Source organism: Paraburkholderia sp. HD33-4 (assembly GCF_021390635.1).
Lineage (GTDB): Bacteria > Pseudomonadota > Gammaproteobacteria > Burkholderiales > Burkholderiaceae > Paraburkholderia.
Map to the genome: position 1 here is coordinate 878876 of NZ_JAJEJS010000001.1, position 19841 is coordinate 898716.

17 protein-coding genes are annotated in these 19841 nt (G+C 62.6%); 8 read left to right on the forward strand and 9 right to left on the reverse strand.

The features are described 5' to 3' along the window. The first annotated feature begins 269 nt into the window (after positions 1–269). Positions 270–2315 carry a sigma-54-dependent Fis family transcriptional regulator gene (locus tag L0U84_RS03920; RefSeq protein ID WP_233847901.1) on the forward strand — a complete coding sequence of 682 codons (2046 nt, stop codon included), beginning with the start codon at positions 270–272 and terminating at the stop codon, positions 2313–2315. Between the two features lie 90 nt (positions 2316–2405). Here the strand turns inward: L0U84_RS03920 and L0U84_RS03925 are convergent, their stop codons facing one another. Both L0U84_RS03925 and L0U84_RS03930 read right to left on the reverse strand, forming a co-directional pair. Further along, positions 2406–3308 (reverse strand): NAD-dependent epimerase/dehydratase family protein, encoded by a 903-nt coding sequence (locus tag L0U84_RS03925; RefSeq protein WP_233847903.1) that lies wholly within the window; start codon positions 3306–3308, stop codon positions 2406–2408. A 21-nt stretch (positions 3309–3329) separates the two neighbouring features. Continuing rightward, the gene (locus L0U84_RS03930; protein ID WP_233847910.1) at positions 3330–4184 is read right to left on the reverse strand and encodes an IclR family transcriptional regulator; all 855 of its coding nucleotides are present in this window, start codon (positions 4182–4184) and stop codon (positions 3330–3332) included. A 162-nt stretch (positions 4185–4346) separates the two neighbouring features. Here L0U84_RS03930 and L0U84_RS03935 point away from each other — a divergent pair, with 162 nt between their 5' ends. The 4 genes from L0U84_RS03935 to L0U84_RS03950 all read left to right on the forward strand — a co-directional run bounded on the left by L0U84_RS03935 (position 4347) and on the right by L0U84_RS03950 (position 9123). Continuing rightward, entirely contained in the window at positions 4347–5330 is a 984-nt protein-coding gene (locus tag L0U84_RS03935) for a hydroxymethylglutaryl-CoA lyase (RefSeq protein WP_233847911.1), read from the forward strand. Beyond that, the gene (locus L0U84_RS03940; protein ID WP_233847913.1) at positions 5327–6601 is read left to right on the forward strand and encodes a CaiB/BaiF CoA transferase family protein; all 1275 of its coding nucleotides are present in this window, start codon (positions 5327–5329) and stop codon (positions 6599–6601) included. The genes L0U84_RS03935 and L0U84_RS03940 overlap by 4 nt, the downstream gene beginning before the upstream one ends. 81 nt (positions 6602–6682) lie before the next feature. Further along, entirely contained in the window at positions 6683–7990 is a 1308-nt protein-coding gene (locus L0U84_RS03945; protein WP_233847914.1) for an MFS transporter, read from the forward strand. Between the two features lie 2 nt (positions 7991–7992). Continuing rightward, positions 7993–9123, forward strand: coding sequence for an amidohydrolase family protein (locus L0U84_RS03950; RefSeq protein ID WP_233847915.1), 1131 nt, complete (start codon positions 7993–7995; stop codon positions 9121–9123). A 41-nt stretch (positions 9124–9164) separates the two neighbouring features. Here the strand turns inward: L0U84_RS03950 and L0U84_RS03955 are convergent, their stop codons facing one another. From L0U84_RS03955 to L0U84_RS03965, 3 genes are all read right to left on the reverse strand, one after another. Next, positions 9165–9833: a response regulator transcription factor gene (locus L0U84_RS03955; RefSeq protein WP_233847916.1), complete on the reverse strand. Its 669-nt coding sequence runs from the start codon at positions 9831–9833 to the stop codon at positions 9165–9167. Between the two features lie 18 nt (positions 9834–9851). Next, a complete protein-coding gene (locus tag L0U84_RS03960; protein ID WP_326491184.1) occupies positions 9852–10757 on the reverse strand; it encodes a S1C family serine protease in 906 nt (301 codons plus the stop codon). A 209-nt stretch (positions 10758–10966) separates the two neighbouring features. Continuing rightward, complete coding sequence (locus L0U84_RS03965; RefSeq protein ID WP_233847918.1) at positions 10967–11176, reverse strand: hypothetical protein; 210 nt, start codon at positions 11174–11176, stop codon at positions 10967–10969. Positions 11177–11339: 163 nt separating this feature from the next. On the opposite strand from L0U84_RS03965, the gene L0U84_RS03970 reads away from it, so the two are divergent. Together L0U84_RS03970 and L0U84_RS03975 are read left to right on the forward strand one after the other, a co-directional pair. Then, positions 11340–11762: an ACT domain-containing protein gene (locus tag L0U84_RS03970; RefSeq protein WP_233847920.1), complete on the forward strand. Its 423-nt coding sequence runs from the start codon at positions 11340–11342 to the stop codon at positions 11760–11762. A 171-nt stretch (positions 11763–11933) separates the two neighbouring features. Next, entirely contained in the window at positions 11934–12395 is a 462-nt protein-coding gene (locus tag L0U84_RS03975) for a hypothetical protein (RefSeq protein WP_233847922.1), read from the forward strand. 43 nt (positions 12396–12438) lie between these two features. On the opposite strand, the gene L0U84_RS03980 is transcribed toward L0U84_RS03975, so the two are convergent. The 4 genes from L0U84_RS03980 to L0U84_RS03995 all read right to left on the reverse strand — a co-directional run bounded on the left by L0U84_RS03980 (position 12439) and on the right by L0U84_RS03995 (position 19072). Continuing rightward, positions 12439–15192 (reverse strand): UPF0182 family membrane protein, encoded by a 2754-nt coding sequence (locus tag L0U84_RS03980; protein ID WP_233847924.1) that lies wholly within the window; start codon positions 15190–15192, stop codon positions 12439–12441. Between the two features lie 131 nt (positions 15193–15323). Next, on the reverse strand, positions 15324–16643 hold the full coding sequence (locus tag L0U84_RS03985) for an MFS transporter (protein ID WP_233847926.1): 1320 nt from the start codon (positions 16641–16643) through the stop codon (positions 15324–15326). Positions 16644–16773: 130 nt separating this feature from the next. After that, positions 16774–17532 (reverse strand): SDR family oxidoreductase, encoded by a 759-nt coding sequence (locus tag L0U84_RS03990; protein ID WP_062126791.1) that lies wholly within the window; start codon positions 17530–17532, stop codon positions 16774–16776. A 100-nt stretch (positions 17533–17632) separates the two neighbouring features. After that, positions 17633–19072, reverse strand: coding sequence for an aldehyde dehydrogenase family protein (locus tag L0U84_RS03995; protein ID WP_233847928.1), 1440 nt, complete (start codon positions 19070–19072; stop codon positions 17633–17635). A 231-nt stretch (positions 19073–19303) separates the two neighbouring features. Here L0U84_RS03995 and ppa point away from each other — a divergent pair, with 231 nt between their 5' ends. After that, positions 19304–19831 (forward strand): inorganic diphosphatase, encoded by a 528-nt coding sequence (gene ppa, locus L0U84_RS04000; protein WP_233847929.1) that lies wholly within the window; start codon positions 19304–19306, stop codon positions 19829–19831. Positions 19832–19841: the final 10 nt, after the last annotated feature.

Consider the following 19841-nt stretch of genomic DNA (forward strand, 5'->3'; position numbering starts at 1 on the left):
GACCACATGAGGCACGAACCGTACCAATGCATCGAGGTGCGAAATTTCAGGAGATACGGTGGGCTCGATAGGCGGAAGTGTTCCGTTCTGGAACAGCTGCGCGGGCAGCGGGTGTTCAAAAACGCCGCAGATTCGCCCGACGCTGACCCAGATCAAGGATGCGGGCCTGCGTTGGGATGCCGCAAGGGGCGGGCGGAGTGGCAAAGGGAGTATTCTGTCGACACGCATCAAAGCGTCCGGCACGACCCGGGCGCATTCAGGAGGAGACAATGCGCGACGACGTTCATCCGGTCAGCGTGGCGGCGGCTAACCGCTCCAAAGGTTGGCCCGCACCGGCGATCCAGAAATCCCACGAACGCTCCGAGACGTTCGGCCTGCGCGCGTCGATCCGGCCGGATTACGACATCCTGTCCGACACGGGCCTCGCGCTGAAGCGCGAGCAGAACCAGGTGCTGTGCGCGCACGCGATGCCGGTCATGGAGACGCTGCGCGAGCAGATCGTCAATACGCAAAGCATGATCGTGTTGACCAACGCCGAAGGGCTGATCCTTCATTCGATCGGTGACGACGACTTTCTGCATCGTGCGGAAAAAGTGGCGCTGCGGCCCGGCGCGAACTGGGCCGAGGATCGCCAGGGCACCAATGCGATCGGCACCTCGCTGGCCGAGGGTTGTGCGATGGTCGTGCATGGCGATCAGCACTATCTGGCGGCGAACCGCTTCCTGACCTGTTCGAGTGTGCCGATTCTCGATCCGTACGGCGATCTGATCGGCGTGCTCGACGTGACCGGCGACCACCGCAGCTATCACCAGCACACGATGGCGCTCGCGAAGATGTCGGTGCAGATGATCGAAAACCATCTGTTCTCGACCGCGTTTCGCGACGTGCTGCAGGTGTCCTTTCACGGACGGCCCGAGTTCCTCGGCACCCTGATGGAAGGGATCATTGCGTTTACCGATGATGGGCGTTTTCTGTCCGCGAATCGGAGTGCGCAGTTTCAGTTGGGCTTGTCGCTCGCGGCGTTGCGCGCGCATACGCTGTCGTCGCTGTTTCAGATCTCGTATGCGCAACTGATCGATCGTTTGACGCATGGCGTCGCACCGCATCTGATGCTGAATCTGCATAACGGTGCCGTGGTTTGCGCGCGTGCGCAGTTAAGGCGAGCCTCGGTAGGGCTCGCGCGTGGCGCGGTGGATGTGCAGCGGGCTCCCGCACCGCGACCCGTGTGTGCGAATCCGCGTCAGCCGGCTGCGGGACTGTCGCGGCTCAGCGATCTCGACACCGGCGATGCGCGCGTGTCCACGCTGATCGCCAAGGTTCGCAAGGTGCTCGGCAAGGACATTCCGCTTCTGATCACCGGCGAGACCGGTACCGGCAAGGAGTTGCTCGCGCAGGCGATTCACAACGACTCGCCGCGGCGTGATGGGCCGTTCATTGCGGTCAACTGTGCTTCGATTCCTGAGTCGCTGATCGAATCCGAGTTGTTCGGGTATGAAGAGGGTGCATTTACCGGCGCGCGCCGTAAAGGGTCGATCGGCAAGCTGGTGCAGGCGAATGGCGGCACGCTGTTTCTCGATGAGATCGGCGATATGCCGTATTCGATGCAGGTGCGGCTGCTGCGCGTTTTGCAGGAGCGGGTGGTGACGCCGCTTGGGGCGACGCGGGCGGTTCCGGTTGACGTATCGATCATCTGCGCGACCCACCGCAACTTGCGCGAGATGATTGCGCAGAATCAGTTTCGTGAGGATCTTTACTATCGGATCAACGGGCTTGCGGTTCGGTTGCCGGCGTTGCGTGAGCGCAGCGATCTGGCGGTTGTGGTCGAGAAGATGTTGCAGTGGGAATCGGTCGAAAGCGGGGGGCGGCAGACGCTCAGCGTTGCGACGGATGTGATGGCCGTGTTCGGACGACATGCGTGGCCGGGCAACTGCCGGCAACTGGCGAATCTGCTGCGGACCGCGTCGGCTATGGTGGAGGACGATGGGGTGATCCGGTGGGAGCATCTGCCGGATGATTTTCTGGATGATGTGAGGGGCACGGGTTGTGGCAGTGGCGGGGGTGGGCAGGGTGACTCTGCTGCGTCGTGCGCTTCGGGCTCTTCAGCCGTTGCGGCTGCGGATGGGCCGGCTGCCGGCGATGCGTCGGTGCCTGACGGCGCGCGGCTGCAGGATGTCGCCGCGTCGGTGGTGGCGATGACGCTGGCGCGCTATGGCGGTAACGTGTCGGCGGCGGCGCGCGCGCTTGGGGTGTCGCGCAACACTATCTATCGCAAGATGCCGGCGGCGGAGCCGGCGCCGGCAGCGGGCGAGGATTGATGCGGGAGCTTTCGCGGGACCGATCGGGAGTGGCCGGGGTGACCGGCCTCGCTACCCCCTTGATTCGTATTGTCTCGCGTGAAAGAGGTCCTACCCGACGAACTGTTTCGCTTCGTCGCGCCAGTAGTGTTGCTGTTTCCACCCGAGAAGACGCTTGAGCTTTTCGTTGCTGAGCAGCGTCTCGAACTCGCCGAATTGCTTCCTGAGCGGCACGCCGGGGTAGTAGCGTCGGAGCAGTTCAGCGGTGGGTACGTCGGACGACACGTCGTCGGCCGCGACGTTCATGACCTGAAAGCCGAGGCCGTCCTTTTCGATGGCGAGCCGGCACGCGCTCGCGAGATCGCGGCCGTCGATATAGCTCCACGCAATCCTCTTGCGCAGCGCCGGATCCTTGAGCCACGCCGGAAACTTCGCGTAGTCGTTGGGTTCGAGCACGTTGCCGATGCGAAAGCAGTAAATGTCAGAGCCGGTGCGCGTGTGGAACGCCTTCGCCGTCACTTCGTTGATCACCTTCGACGTCGCGTAGCTGTCCATCGGGTTCACCGGGTATTCCTCGTCCAGCGGGAAGTACTCCGGATTGCGATCCCGGTGCGCGAACACCACACCGTATGTGGTTTCGCTCGATGCCACGATCACCTTGCGGATGCCTAGCTTCGACGCTGCGTCGAGGATGTTGTACGTGCCCATCACGTTGATCCGGTAGACCTCGTTGTCGGGCGTGATCATGATGCGGGGGATCGCCGCAAAATGCACGATCGCGTCGATCGGCTTGGGTTCGAGGTCGTCGACGAATTCGCCCGCCGCCGTGCTCGATGCCAGCGCATTGAATACCTGGCCCGCATCGGTGATGTCCGTAATCAACGTGCGCGCCGTGCGCGCTGCCATGGGCACGCGATCAAGATTCATCACCTCGTAGCCATGCTCGACCAGGTCCTGGACGACCCATTTTCCGGCCATGCCGCTGCCGCCGGTCACAATCACGCGCTTCGTCATGTGCTCCTCTTTTGCTGTTTGCTACTTGTCGTGGCGTTTGTCCGCGCGTGTCGCGCGGCCTCGTTCGATCATAGGACCCTTGTGAGTGTCCTCACTTCTGCTTCTGTTGGTCAATTCCGCGATGCTGGCATCGTACCGGTCACCTTTGCCGCCGAGCGCAATCGTTGCGCGCTTTGCGCAATCGAGTAAGGCCGCAACGGCTGCATCGATGGTCGGACGAGTACCAAATCTTTCCCTGGGTCCCGATAGCGTGAGGGCACCCACTAACTGGCCGGTCGAGTCGAACACGGGCACCGAGGCCGAGGCGGTCTCGGGATCACGCTCGCCATAGGACGCCGCCCAGAGGGCCTGGCGCACTTCGCTCCACCGCGAATCATGCGCCTCTGTGAAAGCGAGCAGCACTTTGCCCGACGCGCCTTTCTCGATCGCGAACTCTTCACCGACGCGGATCGACACCCTCACGCTTCTGGTTGGCTCGACGCGGTAGAGCACCAGCCGGTGATCGCCTTGGCGCACGTAGAACGATGCGGTCTCCCCCAGATCGCGGCTCAACTGCTGGAGCAACGGCTCGATGACGGGACCTACCTGGAAGGAGCGCTGATAGAGAGCGGCCAGACGCAATGGCTGGTGGCCAACCCCATACTGGCCATCGCTCATCTTGCGGATGAAGCCTCCATGCTCCAACGCGCCAAGCAGGCGCAGGGTGGTGCTTTTGTACAACCCGGTGCGGCGTGAGAGTTCAGTGAGCGTCAGCTGGTCGTCGCTTGGGCCGAACGCGTTGAGTATGGCGAACGCCCGGTCCAGCACGGCCACACCGCTGGAATTTTCACCGGCGTCGGCAGATGGGTCGGACGTCGAAAGGGCGTCGGTAGCCACGTTGTCTTTCTCCTCGTGATCATAGGCGCCACTGTACTGTTCTATCTGGCAGAACTCAAGTTCTAAATTCCTGGGTTTACCCCTCTTATCGCCGATGTGGTCGCCGCCTATAGTTCTTTCTAACAGAACGTAGGTCTATCAGATAGAACTAAGGAGTCAAATGTGAGCATTTCAAGTCCGCAGGTGCTGATCAGCGAAGTCGGGCCGCGCGATGGTCTGCAGAGCATCAAAAGCGTCATGCCAACCGCAGCCAAGCTGCGATGGATCTCCGCACTCGCCGCTGCGGGGCTCAGGGAAATCGAAGTGGGTTCGTTCGTGCCGGCCAGACTGCTGCCTCAAATGGCTGACATCCGCGCAGTCGTTGCGCATGCCCTGTCGATCCCGGATCTGCGCGTCGCGGTTCTCGCGCCGAATCTTCGTGGAAGCCAGAGCGCGTTCGAAGCGGGCGTGCATAAGGTCACGCTCCCAGTTTCGGTGACCAACGCACATTCGCTGGCCAATATCCGGAAAACCAATGAGCAGATGATCGAAGAAGTCCGCAATATCGTCGCGCTTCGCAACGAACGGTTTCCTGGCGTCGAGATCGAAGCCGGTGTTTCGGTTGCCTTCGGCTGCACGATCGCGGGCGCAGTGAGCGATGACCAGACGATGCGCATGTGCGAGGCAATGGCCGGCTGCGGCGTCGACGAAATCGGCCTGTCGGATACAAGCGGCTACGCGAATCCGGCACAGGTTCGCCGGCTGTTCCGCCGTCTGCGAGCAGAATTCGGCGAGAAGGCTGGCGGCGCACACTTCCATAACACGCGTGGACAGGGACTGGCCAACGTCGTCGCAGCGCTCGACGTCGGTGTGACGACGATTGATTCGAGTCAGGCGGGTCTGGGCGGCTGCCCCTATGCGCCGGGCGCAACCGGCAACATCGTGACGGAAGACCTGACCTTCCTGCTCGAAGCGATGGGCTACGACACAGGCGTGGACATCGACAGACTCATCGCAGCGCGTGCCATTCTCGCCGAGGCGCTGCCTGCCGAAGCGTTATATGGACACGTGCAGGACGCGGGTCTTCCCAAGGGATTCAAGTATGCGGACGGCCGTGCGCCCAGCGCGCCGCAACCGGAAGGCTGCCTGATCGGAGTAGCGCAATGAGCGACATACAAGCCAACCAGAATTTGCCGTATAGCGGCATACGCGTCGTCGAGATGACGCACATGGTGATGGGACCGACCTGCGGCATGGTTCTGGCGGACCTGGGCGCGGAGGTGCTCAAGGTCGAACCGATTTGCGGCGACAGCACGCGCGCTTTGCGTGGCTCCGGTGCAGGCTTCTTCGGCACCTTCAACCGCAACAAGAAGAGCATTGCGGTCGACGTCAAAGATCCGCGTGGCGTGGAGATCGTTCACAAGCTTCTTGCCGGAGCGGACGTCTTCAGCGAAAACTTCAAGAGCGGCACGATGGACAAGCTCGGCCTCGGTTATGCCGCGCTGCAGAGGCTCAATCCGCGTCTCGTCTACGTGTCGCATAAAGGCTTTCTGCCCGGCCCCTACGATCATCGCACCGCGCTCGATGAGGTCGTGCAGATGATGGGCGGCCTCGCTTACATGACGGGACCTGACGGCAGACCGTTGCGCGCCGGGACGAGTGTCAACGACATCATGGGCGGAATGTTCGGTGCGATCGGCGCGATGGCGGCACTGGCTCAACGCGAACGCACTGGCCGTGGTCAGGAAGTGCAGAGCGCGCTGTTCGAGAACAATGTGTTCCTCGTGGCCCAGCACATGATGCAGTACGCCGTGACCGGCAACGCCGCGGCGCCCATGCCGAGCCGCATTTCGGCATGGGCCGTCTACGATGTGTTCTCGGTCAAGAACGGCGAGCAGATATTTCTGGCGGTCGTCTCGGATACGCAATGGGCGCTGTTCTGCGACGCTTTCGGGCTTGCGGAACTGAAGGCGGACGAGCGCATAAGCTCGAACAATCAGCGCGTGCAGGCCCGTGAATGGCTACTGCCGCTGCTTCGAAAACATATGGAAGCCTTCAGCGCTGCCGAGATCAGCGCAGTCTTCGAGCGCTGCGGGCTGCCTTATGCGCCGATCACGAAGCCGCAGGATCTGTTCGATGATCCGCACCTGCTCGCTACCGGCGGACTCGCCGAGGTGACTTTGCCGCCTGACGCAAGCGGCGCGGGGCAGGCCATCGCGACGAGGACCGCGCTGCTGCCTTTGACGCTCGGCGGTGAGCGCCTGCACCTGCGCGCGGCGCCGCCTTCGCTGGGTCAGGACACCCAGGCGGTTCTTACAGCTCTCGGATACACGCGGGAGGATCTCAGGCAGTTGACCGAGGCCGGGGTCGTCAAGTGTCAGGACACCCAGCCTGGCGATGCGTCGAACCCCTCGGCGAACGAACTCGCCAGCGCCTGAAGCAGCAACCCAAACAAAGAATCACTGAGCCGCGAAGGCCGGCAGGGCCTTCTGCGCGCTGTGATTCGTCTGGAGACGAGCATGACATCCATTTCATCGAACATCGCGACCGGCGGCGCGGCAGGTTCCACCCTCGAGCAGTCCGCTGTCAGCAAAGCCGCGTGGCGCTTCATTCCGCTCCTCGCACTTGCGTACTTCTTCAACTATCTGGATCGCACGAGCGTCGGCTTCGCGGCGTTGACGATGAATCGCGATCTTGGCCTGACCGCCACACAGTTCGGCTGGGGTGCGGGCATCATGTTCGCGGGGTACTGTCTGTTCGAGGTCCCGAGCAACCTGGCGTTGTACCGCTTCGGCGCACGGCGTTGGCTCGCCCGCATCATGATCACGTGGGGCTTCTTCGCAGCGGCGACGGCGCTGGCTGTTGGCCCAAAAAGCTTCTACGCGATCCGGTTACTACTCGGCATCGGTGAGGCCGGCTTTTTTCCCGGTGTGATCTTTTTTCTCGCGGTCTGGTTTCCGGCCGGCTATCGCACGCGCGTGCTCGCATGGTTCACCGTCTCCACGCCACTGTCGTCGCTGGTTGGCGGCCCGCTCTCGGCAGGGCTACTCCATATGGACGGTGTGCTGGGACTGGCGGGGTGGAGGTGGATGTTCATCGTTCAAGGATTGCCCGCCTGCGTGCTCGGCTTTCTGGTACTCAAAATGTTGGCGGATAAACCCGCCGATGCGAAGTGGTTGTCCCACGAGGAACGGCAAGCTCTGCAAGGCGCGTTCGATCGGGAAGGCACGTCCAGTCAGAAGAAGAAAAATTTCGTCGCGGCGTTGAAGGACGTGCGCACCTACGTGCTGGCGATGATCTCCTTCGGCTTCACGATGGGCTCTTATGGCATCGGCATCTGGCTGCCTCAGATGCTGAGGGCTCACGGGATGAGCGTGACGCAGACTGGCTGGATGTCGGCCGTGCCTTACTTCTTCGCCACCATAGCGTTGCTCTGGTGGGCCAAGCGAGTCGACAGTCGCGGCGGGCCGATCGCAAATCTGGCCGCGGGTCTTCTGATTGGGGCAATCGCACTGGGTGTCTCGACGTATTTCCATCACCTGATTCCGGCAATGACCGGCATCACGCTGGCATTGATCGGCACGATTGCGGGCCGGACGATCTTCTATACGCTCCCGTCCCGGTTCCTTTCGGGACAGGCGGCTGCCGGCGGTCTCGCTTTCATCAACTCGATCGGTGCGCTCGGCGGCTTTGCGGGACCGTACCTCGTGGGCTATCTGAAGGACAGTTTCGGCACGTTCTCGGCCGGCATGATTGGTCTGTCCATCGTGCTAGGCATCACGACATTGCTGACCTTGTCGCTCTATGCATTCGGTCGCGGAGAATGAGCATGAAGAAATCCCTTTCGCCGCGACGTCGGCAGTTGCTTGGCGCTGCCGCGGCATCAATGATTTTCCCCGCTGTCACTCTGCGTCAGGCATTTGCAAAAGAGGAAACGCACTCCGTGAGCACAACCAGCAATTACCTTCCCGTTCGGGCGGAGTGGCTCGCTTCCGGCGCCGAAGCCGCGCTCGAGCCCGACATGCCGATCATCGACGCCCATCATCACTTCTACGAGCGTCCCGGCTGGACTTACCTTCTGGACGAGTATCTTCAGGACGCGCGGTCCGGCCACAACATCACCGCGTCGGTGTTCATGCAGGCGCTGACACGGTATCGCCCGTCGGGCCCTGAGCCGCTGCGCCCCGTCGGAGAAATCGAATATGTCGCAGGCGTCACGGCTCCTTTGCAGAGCGGCAGGCCGCAGGTTGCGAAAGGGATGGTCGGCTATGCGGATCTTCGCCGGGGTGCGGCGGTGCGCGATGTTCTCGAAGCAGAACTGCATGCCGGCGATGGCCGGTTCCGTGGCGTCAGGCACCTCGTTACCTGGGATGCTGACCAGACGCTGGTAAATCCATTGTCGGCGGGGCCGCGAGGGTTGCTGCTCGACCCCGGCTACCGGGCGGGAGTCGCGCAACTGGGTTCGCTGGGTCTGTCGTACGACGCGTGGTTATTCTTCCCGCAACTGCCGGAGCTGTTCGACCTGGCCCGAGCCTATCCCGATACGCCTGTCATCATCAACCATTGCGGCGGCGTGGTCCGAATCGCCAGCTATGCAAATCAGCGCGCGGACGTGTTCGATGCATGGTCCCGTTCGATGCGCGCACTCGCCGAGTTGCCGAATGTCTATGTGAAGGTGGGTGGCCTCGGCATGCGTATCAATGGCTTCGAGTTTGAAAAGGGCGAGCGTCCGCCGTCGTCGGATGAATTGGCACAGGCGTGGAAGCCATGGATACATACATGTATCGAGGCGTTCGGTGCGGACCGCTGCATGTTCGAGAGCAATTTCCCGGTGGACAAGGGCTCCTATCCATTCAGCAACGGTTGGAACGCCTTCAAGAAATTGACTGCGCAAGCGAGTACCGGTGAGCGGGAAGCCTTGTTCCGGGGAACGGTGAGCAAGGTCTACCGTCTCACGTAAGTGATTCCGATGGAGCAGCGTGGATGCTTTGTCGAGTGTGCTCACACCATGATGAATCCGTGCCGCATGCCGAGCATCACCGCCTCGGTGCGGTTGGTCGCACCGAGTTTGCCGAAGATCGAGGAGAGGTGAAATTTCACCGTGTTGTCCGAGATGTCGAGTTGCCGCGCGATCTCCTTGTTGCCGAGTCCGTCGGCGAGCATCGCCAGCACTTCGATCTCTCGCAACGTCAAGGCTTCGAACGGTTCGCCGGATGTCTTCTGGCGCGAGGGGCCGGTTCCGGACAAGAGCCTTGCGAGGATGTCGGGTGTCAGCACGCAAAGGCCTGCGGCGACGGCTTCGATGGATGCAACGATTTCCGCCGGCAGCGCGTTGCGCGGCAGGATCGCGACCGCATCCGCGGGCAACGCATCGAGGATCCCGTCGCTGTCCGGGGCGTCGCTCAGCAGGACGAGCGACGGTGACGCGTGTGAGAGTTCGAATAGCGTCTTGAGCGCCTCGCTCGCCTCCGGCGCGATGTCGGTGACGACGACATCCGGCACCGCCCCGGCGAGGCAATCGACGAGCGTTTCGGCGTCGGCTGCGCTACCCAGGAACTCAAGCGCCGGGTTCGCCTCGACGAGCGCTTGCAGGCTTGTGCGCTCCTGCCACGAGGCCGCAATCACCACGACCCGTAGAGCCGCCGTCTGTACCGTCTGTCCATCCGACATTTCGTCGCTTCCCGGACGTCACCTGCACGAATTGCGTGGGGGCCGTTCGCCCACCGTTACCGGACACGCGTGGCGTTCGCCACCTCGGATCAAGCTGAGTTGCAACTGCTGCCCAATGCTTGCGGAGCTCAGCGCGGCACTCACGTCGCCGATGTCGCGGCAAGGCTTGCCGTCGAGTTCGATCAGCACATCGCCTATCAGCACGCCCGCCTGCTCCGCCGGGCCGCCCCGCGCAAGCGAATTGATCAGCAAGCCACTATTGAACGACAGGTTCATTTCATTGACCCAGGTGTCCAGCAAGGTGACCTGTTGGGTGCCGACACCAAGGTAGCCCCGTGAGACGCGCCCTTTGGTCAACAGTTCGTCGGTGACGCGCTCCACCGTCATCCGCGGAATCACGATACCGGCGCCGCGCATCAGTGCCGAAGTGCAAATGCCCACGACCTGCCCGCGCATATCCGCAAGGGCGGCTCCGGAGAAACCTGAGCGCAGACCGCCGTCCAGTCGCACGAACGCATCGAGCTGTCCGCCTTTCCACGTGCGCCAGGGGCCACCTACGCTGCCGATCACGCCAAAGTCGGCGCTGATGCCGGAATCGTCAGCACGCGCGACGGCTAGTGCAAGATGACCCGGCTTCAGTGAGTTGGCATCGCCGGAACCGAGCGGGTCCAGGTCCGCGACGTCCAGTTTCAGCACACCGACGTCGGACCCCAGATCCAGACCCGCGAGAACCGCGGCGACAGTACGGCCGTCGGCCAATGTGACTTCGATTCCGTCCTCACGCCTGATCGTATGTGCAGCCGTCACGACGACGCCAGCTCGCCAGATTACCCCGCTCGACGGCATGCGATGTCGGCCGTGTACTGCCACGACACTGCGCCCGACGCGCTCGACGATGTCCGCCAGATTGTCCGAGAAATCCATCAAGGGATTTCCGCTCGAGGATGTGGTTTCCATTTCAAGTCCCCTGCCAATTGCGTGCGACCTGCTGGTGCCCCGCGTCGTCGTTTGCTCACCGGTCCAGGTAGAGCCATGACGACGGGTTCACAATGACAGAACCACGGGGGACGCACACCACCCAAATGGGTAGCCGGCGAGATGCATACGGACTTCACGATGCGACGGGTCAGCGGCTAGCGCCGCCCGCTACGGCCCCATACATAGCGTACCCACCGCTGCCACCGGCTCTGCGGCGGAGCGGCCGGCTTGTGCGCAGTCTGCGCTTCGCGGTCGCGCCGGACGGACTTCTGCACCTGTTCGTGGATCTGCCGCAAAGTCATGCCGCCGGGGCCTTTCAGTTCGTCGGGATCGGTAGCGGGATCGGACTCTGGATCGTCTGTCATGAGAGTCGCCTGTTGGTGATGAGGCCACTTGATCTTGATACAGATGCCCGGTAGCGGCAAGTTGGACGCGGATTGCCGAGCGGCGCGTCGTCCGGCAGAGCTTGCCCGCGTGCCGTTCGTGAACTAGATTTTTCTAATGAGGTTCGAGGCGGGAGGCATTGCCATGGAACTGAGCGTGGAACGGGTCGATGTCTGGGCGGCTACCATCGACGACAAACCGGGAGGCCTTGCGAAGGTCTTAAGCGTCTTGCGGGATGCGGGAGTCGACTTGCAGTTCGTCGTGGCACGTCGTACGGCAGAGGCATCGGGTAAGGGCGTCGTGTTCGTTGCTCCGCTACAGGACGACAGTGCGATCCGTGCCGCCACCCAGGTGGGGTTCAGCGTGACGCCGAGCCTTCACTCGATCCGGGTAATGGGTCTGGACCAGCTGGGCATCATCGCGCAATTGAGCCAGGCGTTGGCGGATGGGGGGATCAACCTGCGCGGCGTCTCGGCCGCCGTACTTGGCACGCAGTTCATCGCTTATATCGCGCTCGACTCGCTGGACGACGCCGAAAAGGCGATCGACATTCTACAAAGGGCCTGAAGCGCCCGTACCGGCCTGGCTCCCCCGGGCTAGCTAACTGCGCCGCTGCGTCTGACACGAGCGCGGTAGGCCTGCGCAAGTCCATTGCGGCAATGCCGAACGGCCATTTGAACGGCGAACCAGGCGCCGGGCATGGCGACGAATCCCGATGCCGGAAGGAGGTCGGGAGCGATGAAGACATCGACGACCAAGAGGCGAGTGCTTTGGGCGCTCTCGTTCTGTACGATCGTGACCGGCACGGCAGTCGCGGGGGCATTGCTGTTCGAGCTGTCGGTGATCGGCTATGTCGAGAGCGATCTGCGCGGGGACGTGGCAAGAGCGCAAGCGGGCATCGCAAGCAGCGAGCCTGCAACTTCCGAGGAGCGCATCAATCCGTCCTATCTGAAGCGGTACGGGTTGGACCGCAACCTGTACAAGGACAGTCGCGGAAACTTTGCGCCAACAGGCGCTGACTGGCGGCAATGGGGGTTGCGAACCAAGGTCGCGGCCACGGTGATGTGGCTGGGTCACGATCCGCCTGGAACGTGGTGGACTTACGCTCAGATCAAATGCGTCGACCGGTTTCCCGAAGCTCACGCCGACAGCGAGCGGATCGCCGATGTTGCCGACGCATGCCTCGGTGTACCGCATTGATCGACACACAGCCGCCCAACGCGGACGGGCTAATTTCTCCCGGTCATTTCTGGTTATCGGAACGGCCGGCACCGAGTGCCTCGAGCAACGGCCTGAGGGCATCCAGTTCCGTGCCGAAGCCGCTCCAGTCTCCCGCCTTCAGTCGCTCGATGGCGCGTTCATAGTGGGCAAGTGCCTCGCGCGCGCGAGCGTCCGCTGTGCCTTGGCGTGGCGGTGCCGCTTGCGCGGACTCCCTGAAAAGCGCCGCCAGCGCGTCACCCAGGGTGTCCTCCATCACCACGCGATCACCATAGGCGGCAATCACCCGCTTCAACTCCGGCAACTGACCGGACGCCGCGCGCAAATAGAGCGGCGAAACGTAGAGGATCGAGTTCTCGATCGGCACGACCACGAGATGACCGCGAATGACGCGTGAGCCCATCTGGTTCCACAGCGAGATCTGCTGCGAGATCTCGGTATTCTGCTGAATACGCGCTTCGATCTGAAACGGGCCAAAGACCAGCTTGTCCTTGGGAAAGGTATACACGATGAGCTTGCCGTATCCGGGCGAATCGCAACGCGCCGCCAGCCAGGCAATCATGTTTTCCCGCTGGCTCGGCACCATCGGCAGCATCAGGATGAACTCGGCGCGCGCGTCGCCGGGCAGTCGCATGATGGTGTAGTACGGCGGCATCGTGCTGGCCGAGCTCCCGCCATCCATTCCGACCAGCTCCTGAGGAAACTGCCACAGGTCCTCGCGGTTGTAGAAGACCTCCGGCGCATCCATGTGATAGGTGCGGTAGAGCTGCGCCTGGATCAGGAACAGATCTTCGGGGTAGCGGATATGCTGCCGCAACTGCGGGGGCATCGCGTCCAAAGGCTTGAACAGACCCGGGAAGCTGCGCTCGTAGGTGCGCAGCAGCGGATCGGCGGGATCGCTGACATAGAAATCGACCGTGCCGTTGTACGCATCGACCACGACCTTGACCGCGTTTCGGATGTAGTTGGCGCCGTCGCCGAAACCCGGCCGGGAGTAGGGGAACCACTGGCTGACGGTGTAGGCGTCCTGGATCCAGAACAGGCGTCCGTTGCTCGCGACCACATAGGGGTCATGGTCGAGAGTCAGGAACGGCGCGATCGTACGCACGCGGTCCTGAATGTTGCGGTGAAGCAGGATCCGGCTCTGGTCTGTGATGTAGCCGCTCAGCAGGATGTTCGGATCGTCGAGCTGCCAGGCGAACAGGCTGCGGCTTCCCACACCGCCGAGGGTGACGCCGTCGCGCCCGCTATACGTCGTGTAGGCATTGGTCGGTCGTTGGGGATAGTCGAATTCAGCGACGTTGCCGTTCACGATCACATAGTCCTGCCGGCCTTCGCTGAAATACAGACGTGGTTCGCGAATCACCGGGGCGCCGTTGGAGACCGGCGGAATATCGTGCAGATAGAAAAACGGTAAGCCCTCGGCGGATTTCTCGGTGACCGGCGACATCACGACGCCGATGCCGTGAGTAAAGATAAGGTGCAGGTTCACCCAGGTTTGGGCGTTGGGCGGAAGCATCGCCGGATCCAGTTCGCGCGCCGACAGCATGACCTGCCTATATCCGGAGTCGAGCTGATAGCGGTCGATGTCCACCGACAGAAATTTGTAGTAAGTCCTGATCTCCTGCAACTGCGCGTAGGTATCCATCAGCGGCTGCACATCCCAGAGCCGGATGTTGTCGATGGTCGCCCGATTGGCCTGCAGCGAGTCGAGCGTCAGTCCCTGCTCAGCCTCGAACGGTTTGACCTCGATCTTTGCGAGGCCATAAGCCTGTCGCGTTAGCGCGATGGTGTGCTCGATATAGGGTGTTTCCAGTTTCAGCTCGCTCGGTTTGACATAGAAGCGTTCAAACAGCGATGGATAGATCACAGCGAACGCAAACGAACTGCCGAACACGAGCAGCGCGAGAACGACGGGCTGCAGATAGCTCCGCCGGCGCATGTTGATCCAGAGGGCGACGGATGAGGCCGCGGCAAGGCCCACGAGCATCCACAGGACCGGCAACTCGACGTGGACGTCGGTATAGCTGGCGCCGACCACGACGCCGTTGTCGCCGTAGAGCAGCAGAAAGCGGTCGAGCCACCACGACCAGGCCTTCACTGCAAAGAACAAACCGAGCAGTGCCGAACCGTGAGTGATCGCGGCACCCGACAGCGTCCGCGGTGGCCGCTCCAGCGCGATGTCACCGCGCAACGCGTAGACGGCACCTGCGACGATCGCGCTGCAGAAGACCAGCCGCAGCAGCCAGTTCTTGAGTGCAACATACGCGGGGAGCGAGAACAGATAAAAGCCGATGTCCCTGTCGAAGATCGGATCGCGCTCGCCGACAGGCACCTGATAAATGAAGCGAAGCGCGACGTCCCAGTTCGAGACTTCACTAGCGGCGATAAGCAGCCCAACGACGAGCGCGACGCAGGCAATACTGGCGCGCCAGGGAACGTGCGGCGCGATCAGCTCGGATAGATCGCCGGCAATTTCCGTCGCACGCGACGGATCGGCTGCTTGCGCTCGCAAGATATCGACGCGCGTCGCGTAACGATGCGCCAGAATCCCGGACAGCCAGATCGCAGATGCCGAGACTGCGAACACCGCGGCAAACAGCAGCGCTTTTGCGCAAAGGATGGTCCAGAAAACGCCGCCATAGCCGATCGAAGAGAACCACAGCCAGTCCACCAGGATGCCGGTGATCCGTCCGACGACAATCAGGCCGGCGATGACGGCGATCGTCGTGATTGCATAACGTCTCAGGCGCCCGCCGGACTTTACCCCCGACCGCATGGTCCCTCCTGTGCTGGCCGCCGCCGTTGCCGCCGCCGTTGCCGTGTCGCGATCGCGTCAATCGCGCAATACCGGCCTGTCGGGAGCCAGGCGTACGAAGCCCGCCAAGGCTTCGCACCTGCAAAGCTGCTTCACCTGTTGACCATCTTCGCCGGCACACTAATGGCAAGCAATCCGCCTAGCACCATGAAGGCCGCAAGCATATACATTCCCGAATCATTCGCCGCCGTAACCTCCTTCAACCACCCCACGGCATAAGGACTCAGAAAACCCGCCAGGTTCCCGATCGAATTGATCATCGCAATCCCCGCTGCGGCGCCGGTGCCTGCCAGAATCGCCGTAGGCAAACTCCAGAACAACGGCAGGGTAGTGAGGATGCCCATAGTGGCCAGCGTCAGCCCGGTCATCGCAAGCAAGGTGTTATGCGTCCAGATGACGGAAAGCACGAGGCCCACAGCGCCAAGAAACGCCGGCAACGCAATATGCCAGCGTCGTTCCCGCGACCGGTCCGCACTCCGCGCAACCAACACCATCGCCACGACCGCCGCCGCAAACGGCACCGCCGACAGCAACCCGATCACGAACGCATCGGTCACGCCAGTCGATTTGATAATCGTCGGCAACCAGAAGCTCACCCCATACAGTCCCATCACAAAGGAGAAGTAGGTGAGGCTCAACATCAACACCCGCCCGCTCGTGAATACTTCACGAATCGGCATATCGTGCTTCGTCGCTTCCTCGGCCGACACCTGACTCTCGAGCAACTGCTGCTCTTCCCGAGTCAGCCACTTCGCCTTCGAAATCCGATCATCGAGCAACACGAACACGATGATCCCGACGAGCACCGACGGCACCCCTTCGAGCAGAAACAGCCACTGCCACCCGTGCCATCCATTCACGCCATTGAAGTTCTTCAGGATGTACCCGGACACCGGACCGCCAATCACACCCGACAACGCGATCGCCGTCATGAACCAGGTCGTCATGCGCCCCCGACGATGCGCCGGATACCAATAGGTCAGATACAAAATGATCCCAGGAAAGAACCCCGCCTCGGCGAGCCCGAGCAAAAAGCGCATCACATAGAACATCGTCGGCGTGGTGACGAACATCGTCAGCATCGAGATCACGCCCCACGAAATCATGATCCGCGCGATCCACACGCGCGCGCCGACCTTGTGCAGGATCACGTTGCTCGGCACTTCGAAGATGAAATAGCCGATAAAGAAAATCCCCGCGCCGAAGCCATACACCGCGTCGCTCAAACCGAGATCGGTGCTCATCCCCAGCTTCGCGAAGCCGACGTTCACCCGGTCCAGATACGCGACGATGTAGCAGAGCATCAATAGCGGGGCGAGCCGCCACGTCACCTTGCGATAGGTTGCCTCTTCGAACGTGGAAGGCGGCGCCCCGGCGCCGGGATGATGAAGCGGATCTGCAGGACTAGCCATGACTGTGTCTCCTCTTTTTTTATGGAATTGAAGTGCCGCCGCCAATCGATTCTATCCGCGCCAAAACTTTGGCATGACGAATCGATATTGGGGGAAAACACTGACTGCGCACGCAGCGCGTGACTAACCACTACACGCAGCGTCCCCCATCCACTTCGAGGCACACGCCGGTTATGAACTCCGCCTCATCCGAAGCCAGATACAGTGCCGCATTCGCAATGTCCTGCGGCGTCGAAAATCGCCCGAGCGGTATTCCCGCCAGAAACTTCTGCCGATTCTGCGGCGTATCCTCGACCCCCATGAACTCGGACAGCAGCGCGGTCTCGCCGATCACCGGATTCACGCAATTCACGCGAATCCGCTCCGGTCCGAGCTCGACGGCGAGCGACTTGCTCGCGACGATCACCGCGCCCTTGCTGCCGTTGTACCAGACGAGCCCCGGCCGCGGCCGCACGCCGGCCGTCGACGCGATGTTGATGAAGTTGCCGCCGCCTTGCTCGCGGAAATACGGCACGAACTCCTGCACGCTCCAGTAGATGCTCTTCACGTTCACCGCGTAGACGCGGTCGAACTCGGCCTCGGTCACTTCGAGCACTGGCTTGTTGCGATGCGTGGTGCCGGCGTTGTTGACGACGATCTGCACGCTGCCGAAGTCTTCCAGCGCGGCCTCGCGCAACGTGCGCCAATCGTCGCGTTGCGCGACGTTGCCGGGTACCGCGATCGCCTTGCCGCCCGCGATCGCGATCTCGCTCGCGACGCGTTCGGCGGCCGGCCCGTTAAGGTCATTGACCACGACGTTCGCGCCTTCGCGCGCAAAGGTCTTCGCAATACCTTCGCCGAAACCCGAACCGCCGCCCGTGACGATGGCCGTTTTACCTGTCAACCGCATGATGTCTCCGTTGTTCGTGATGGATAAAGCGATGCGTTGTTGCGTGTAACGCGTTGCATGCTCGGCTCGCGTTGATCGCTAGCCGAGCCGGGTTCGCCAGCTAGCCGTGTTTGATCGCGATCGTCTTCAGCACCGTGAAGCCATACAGCGCCTCGAAGCCTTTCTCGCGACCATGTCCCGAGTGCTTGACGCCGCCGAACGGCAACTCGACGCCACCGCCCGCGCCATAGTTGTTGATGAACACCTGGCCCGAGCGCACGCGTCGCGCGAGCCGCATCTGGCGCGCGCCATCGCGTGTCCAGATCCCGGCGACGAGCCCGAACTGCGTGCCGTTCGCGAGCGCGAGCGCTTCGGCTTCGTCGCGGAACGACATCGCGGCGAGCACCGGACCGAATACTTCGTCGCGCGCGAGGCGGTGGCTCGCGGGCACGTCGCGCAGCAACGTCGGCGCCTGATAGAAGCCGCTTTCGGGCGCTTCGGGAATCACCTCGCCGTGTGCGGCCATCGCGATGCCGTCGTGCTGCGCATCCGACAAAAAGTCCCACACGCGCTGCTGCTGTTTTGCGCTGATCAGCGGTCCACAATCGAGGTCGGCGTTCGAAGGCCCGACGCGCAGCGCCTGGAATGCGCTGCTGAGCCTGTCGAGCAGCGGCTCGTAAATCGCCTGCTCGATCAGCACGCGGCTGCCCGCCGAGCAGGTTTGCCCGGCGTTCTGCACGATCGCGGAGATCAGCACCGGCAGCGCGGCGTCGAGATCGGCGTCGGCGAACACGATCTGCGGCGACTTGCCGCCGAGTTCCAGCGTGACGGGGACGTGGTTTTCGGCGGCCATCTGCGTGACGAGCTTGCCGGTTTCGGGCGATCCCGTGAACGAGATGTGATCGATGCCGGGATGACGCGCGAGCGCGGCGCCCGCTTCGTGTCCGTAGCCGGTGACGATGTTCAGCGCACAGGCCGGCAGGCCGGCCTCGGCGGCGAGTTCGGCGACACGCAGCACGGAAAGGCAGGCGTCCTCGGCCGGTTTGACGACGCACGCATTGCCGGTCGCGAGCGCTGCGCCGACGCTGCGCCCGAAGATCTGCATCGGGTAATTCCACGGCACGATGTGGCCGGTCACGCCGTGCGGCTCGCGGATCGTCAGCACCGTGTAGCCGGATTGGTAGGGCAGGGTCTCGCCGTGCAGCTTGTCGGCGGCGCCGGCGTAGAACTCGAAATAGCGGGTGAGGGCGGCGGCGTCGGCGCGCGCCTGCTTGAGCGGCTTGCCGGTGTCGCGCGCTTCGAGCCGTGCAAGGTCCTCCTGGCGCGCGGCCACCAGCAGCGACAGCCGGTACAGCACGCGGCCGCGCTCGGCGGCGCTCAGCGCGCCCCATGCGCCGTCGAACGCGCGGCGCGCCGTGTGCACGGCGCTGTCGATATCGGCCTCGGTGCCGCGCGCGATGCGCGTGAACGGCTGGCCATCCGACGGATCGAGGACGGCGATCGATTCGCCGCCGGAAGCGGCGCACCACTCGCCGCCGATGAAATGCCGTGCTTCTTCCATGCATGCTCCTTGCTGACGTGCGGCCGCCGTGCGGCGGCGCGGGTTCGAAGGGGAGACACAAAACGGTAGAGACGCGAAGCGTGAGTCGCCAGACGATTATCGCGCCGATCCAACCGCGGATGCCACCTGCCGATTGGCTATAATGGCGCATTCCGCACACGGTTCGCGTCGCATCCGCAGCCCGCGCGCCGTTCGCCGCCTTCCGATTTCCATCCCCTTCAGAGAGCGCTCATGAGCTTCAATCACGTTCCCGCAGGCAAAGACCTTCCGCACGATTTCAACGTCATCATCGAAATCCCGGCGCAAAGCGACCCGGTGAAGTACGAAGCCGACAAGGACCTGGGCCTGCTCGTCGTCGACCGTTTCATCGGCACCGGCATGCGCTATCCGGCCAACTACGGCTTCATTCCGCAGACGCTGTCGGGCGACGGCGACCCGGTCGACGTGCTGGTGATCACGCCGTTCCCGCTGCTGGCCGGCTCCATCGTGCGCGCTCGCGCGCTCGGCATGCTGCAGATGACCGATGAATCGGGCGTCGACGCGAAGCTGATCGCCGTGCCGCACGACAAGATCTGTCCGATGACGGCGAACCTGAAGTCGATCGACGACGTGCCGGCTTACCTGAAGGACCAGATCAAGCACTTCTTCGAACAGTACAAGGCGCTCGAGAAGGGCAAGTGGGTCAAGGTCGAAGGCTGGGCCGACGTCGATGCTGCGCACAAGGAAATCAGCGAAGGCGTGGCGAACTACAAGAAGTAAGCGCGTCGCG

Coding starts and splice junctions, on each gene's coding strand:
- L0U84_RS03920 (WP_233847901.1), top strand. CDS start 270: ATGCGCGACGACGTTCATCCGGTCAGCGTGGCGGCGGCTAACCGCTCC.
- L0U84_RS03925 (WP_233847903.1), bottom strand. CDS start 3,308: ATGACGAAGCGCGTGATTGTGACCGGCGGCAGCGGCATGGCCGGAAAA.
- L0U84_RS03940 (WP_233847913.1), top strand. CDS start 5,327: ATGAGCGACATACAAGCCAACCAGAATTTGCCGTATAGCGGCATACGC.
- L0U84_RS03945 (WP_233847914.1), top strand. CDS start 6,683: ATGACATCCATTTCATCGAACATCGCGACCGGCGGCGCGGCAGGTTCC.
- L0U84_RS03950 (WP_233847915.1), top strand. CDS start 7,993: ATGAAGAAATCCCTTTCGCCGCGACGTCGGCAGTTGCTTGGCGCTGCC.
- L0U84_RS03955 (WP_233847916.1), bottom strand. CDS start 9,833: ATGTCGGATGGACAGACGGTACAGACGGCGGCTCTACGGGTCGTGGTG.
- L0U84_RS03960 (WP_326491184.1), bottom strand. CDS start 10,757: ATGGATTTCTCGGACAATCTGGCGGACATCGTCGAGCGCGTCGGGCGC.
- L0U84_RS03965 (WP_233847918.1), bottom strand. CDS start 11,176: ATGACAGACGATCCAGAGTCCGATCCCGCTACCGATCCCGACGAACTG.
- L0U84_RS03970 (WP_233847920.1), top strand. CDS start 11,340: ATGGAACTGAGCGTGGAACGGGTCGATGTCTGGGCGGCTACCATCGAC.
- L0U84_RS03975 (WP_233847922.1), top strand. CDS start 11,934: ATGAAGACATCGACGACCAAGAGGCGAGTGCTTTGGGCGCTCTCGTTC.
- L0U84_RS03980 (WP_233847924.1), bottom strand. CDS start 15,192: ATGCGGTCGGGGGTAAAGTCCGGCGGGCGCCTGAGACGTTATGCAATC.
- L0U84_RS03985 (WP_233847926.1), bottom strand. CDS start 16,643: ATGGCTAGTCCTGCAGATCCGCTTCATCATCCCGGCGCCGGGGCGCCG.
- L0U84_RS03990 (WP_062126791.1), bottom strand. CDS start 17,532: ATGCGGTTGACAGGTAAAACGGCCATCGTCACGGGCGGCGGTTCGGGT.
- L0U84_RS03995 (WP_233847928.1), bottom strand. CDS start 19,072: ATGGAAGAAGCACGGCATTTCATCGGCGGCGAGTGGTGCGCCGCTTCC.
- ppa (WP_233847929.1), top strand. CDS start 19,304: ATGAGCTTCAATCACGTTCCCGCAGGCAAAGACCTTCCGCACGATTTC.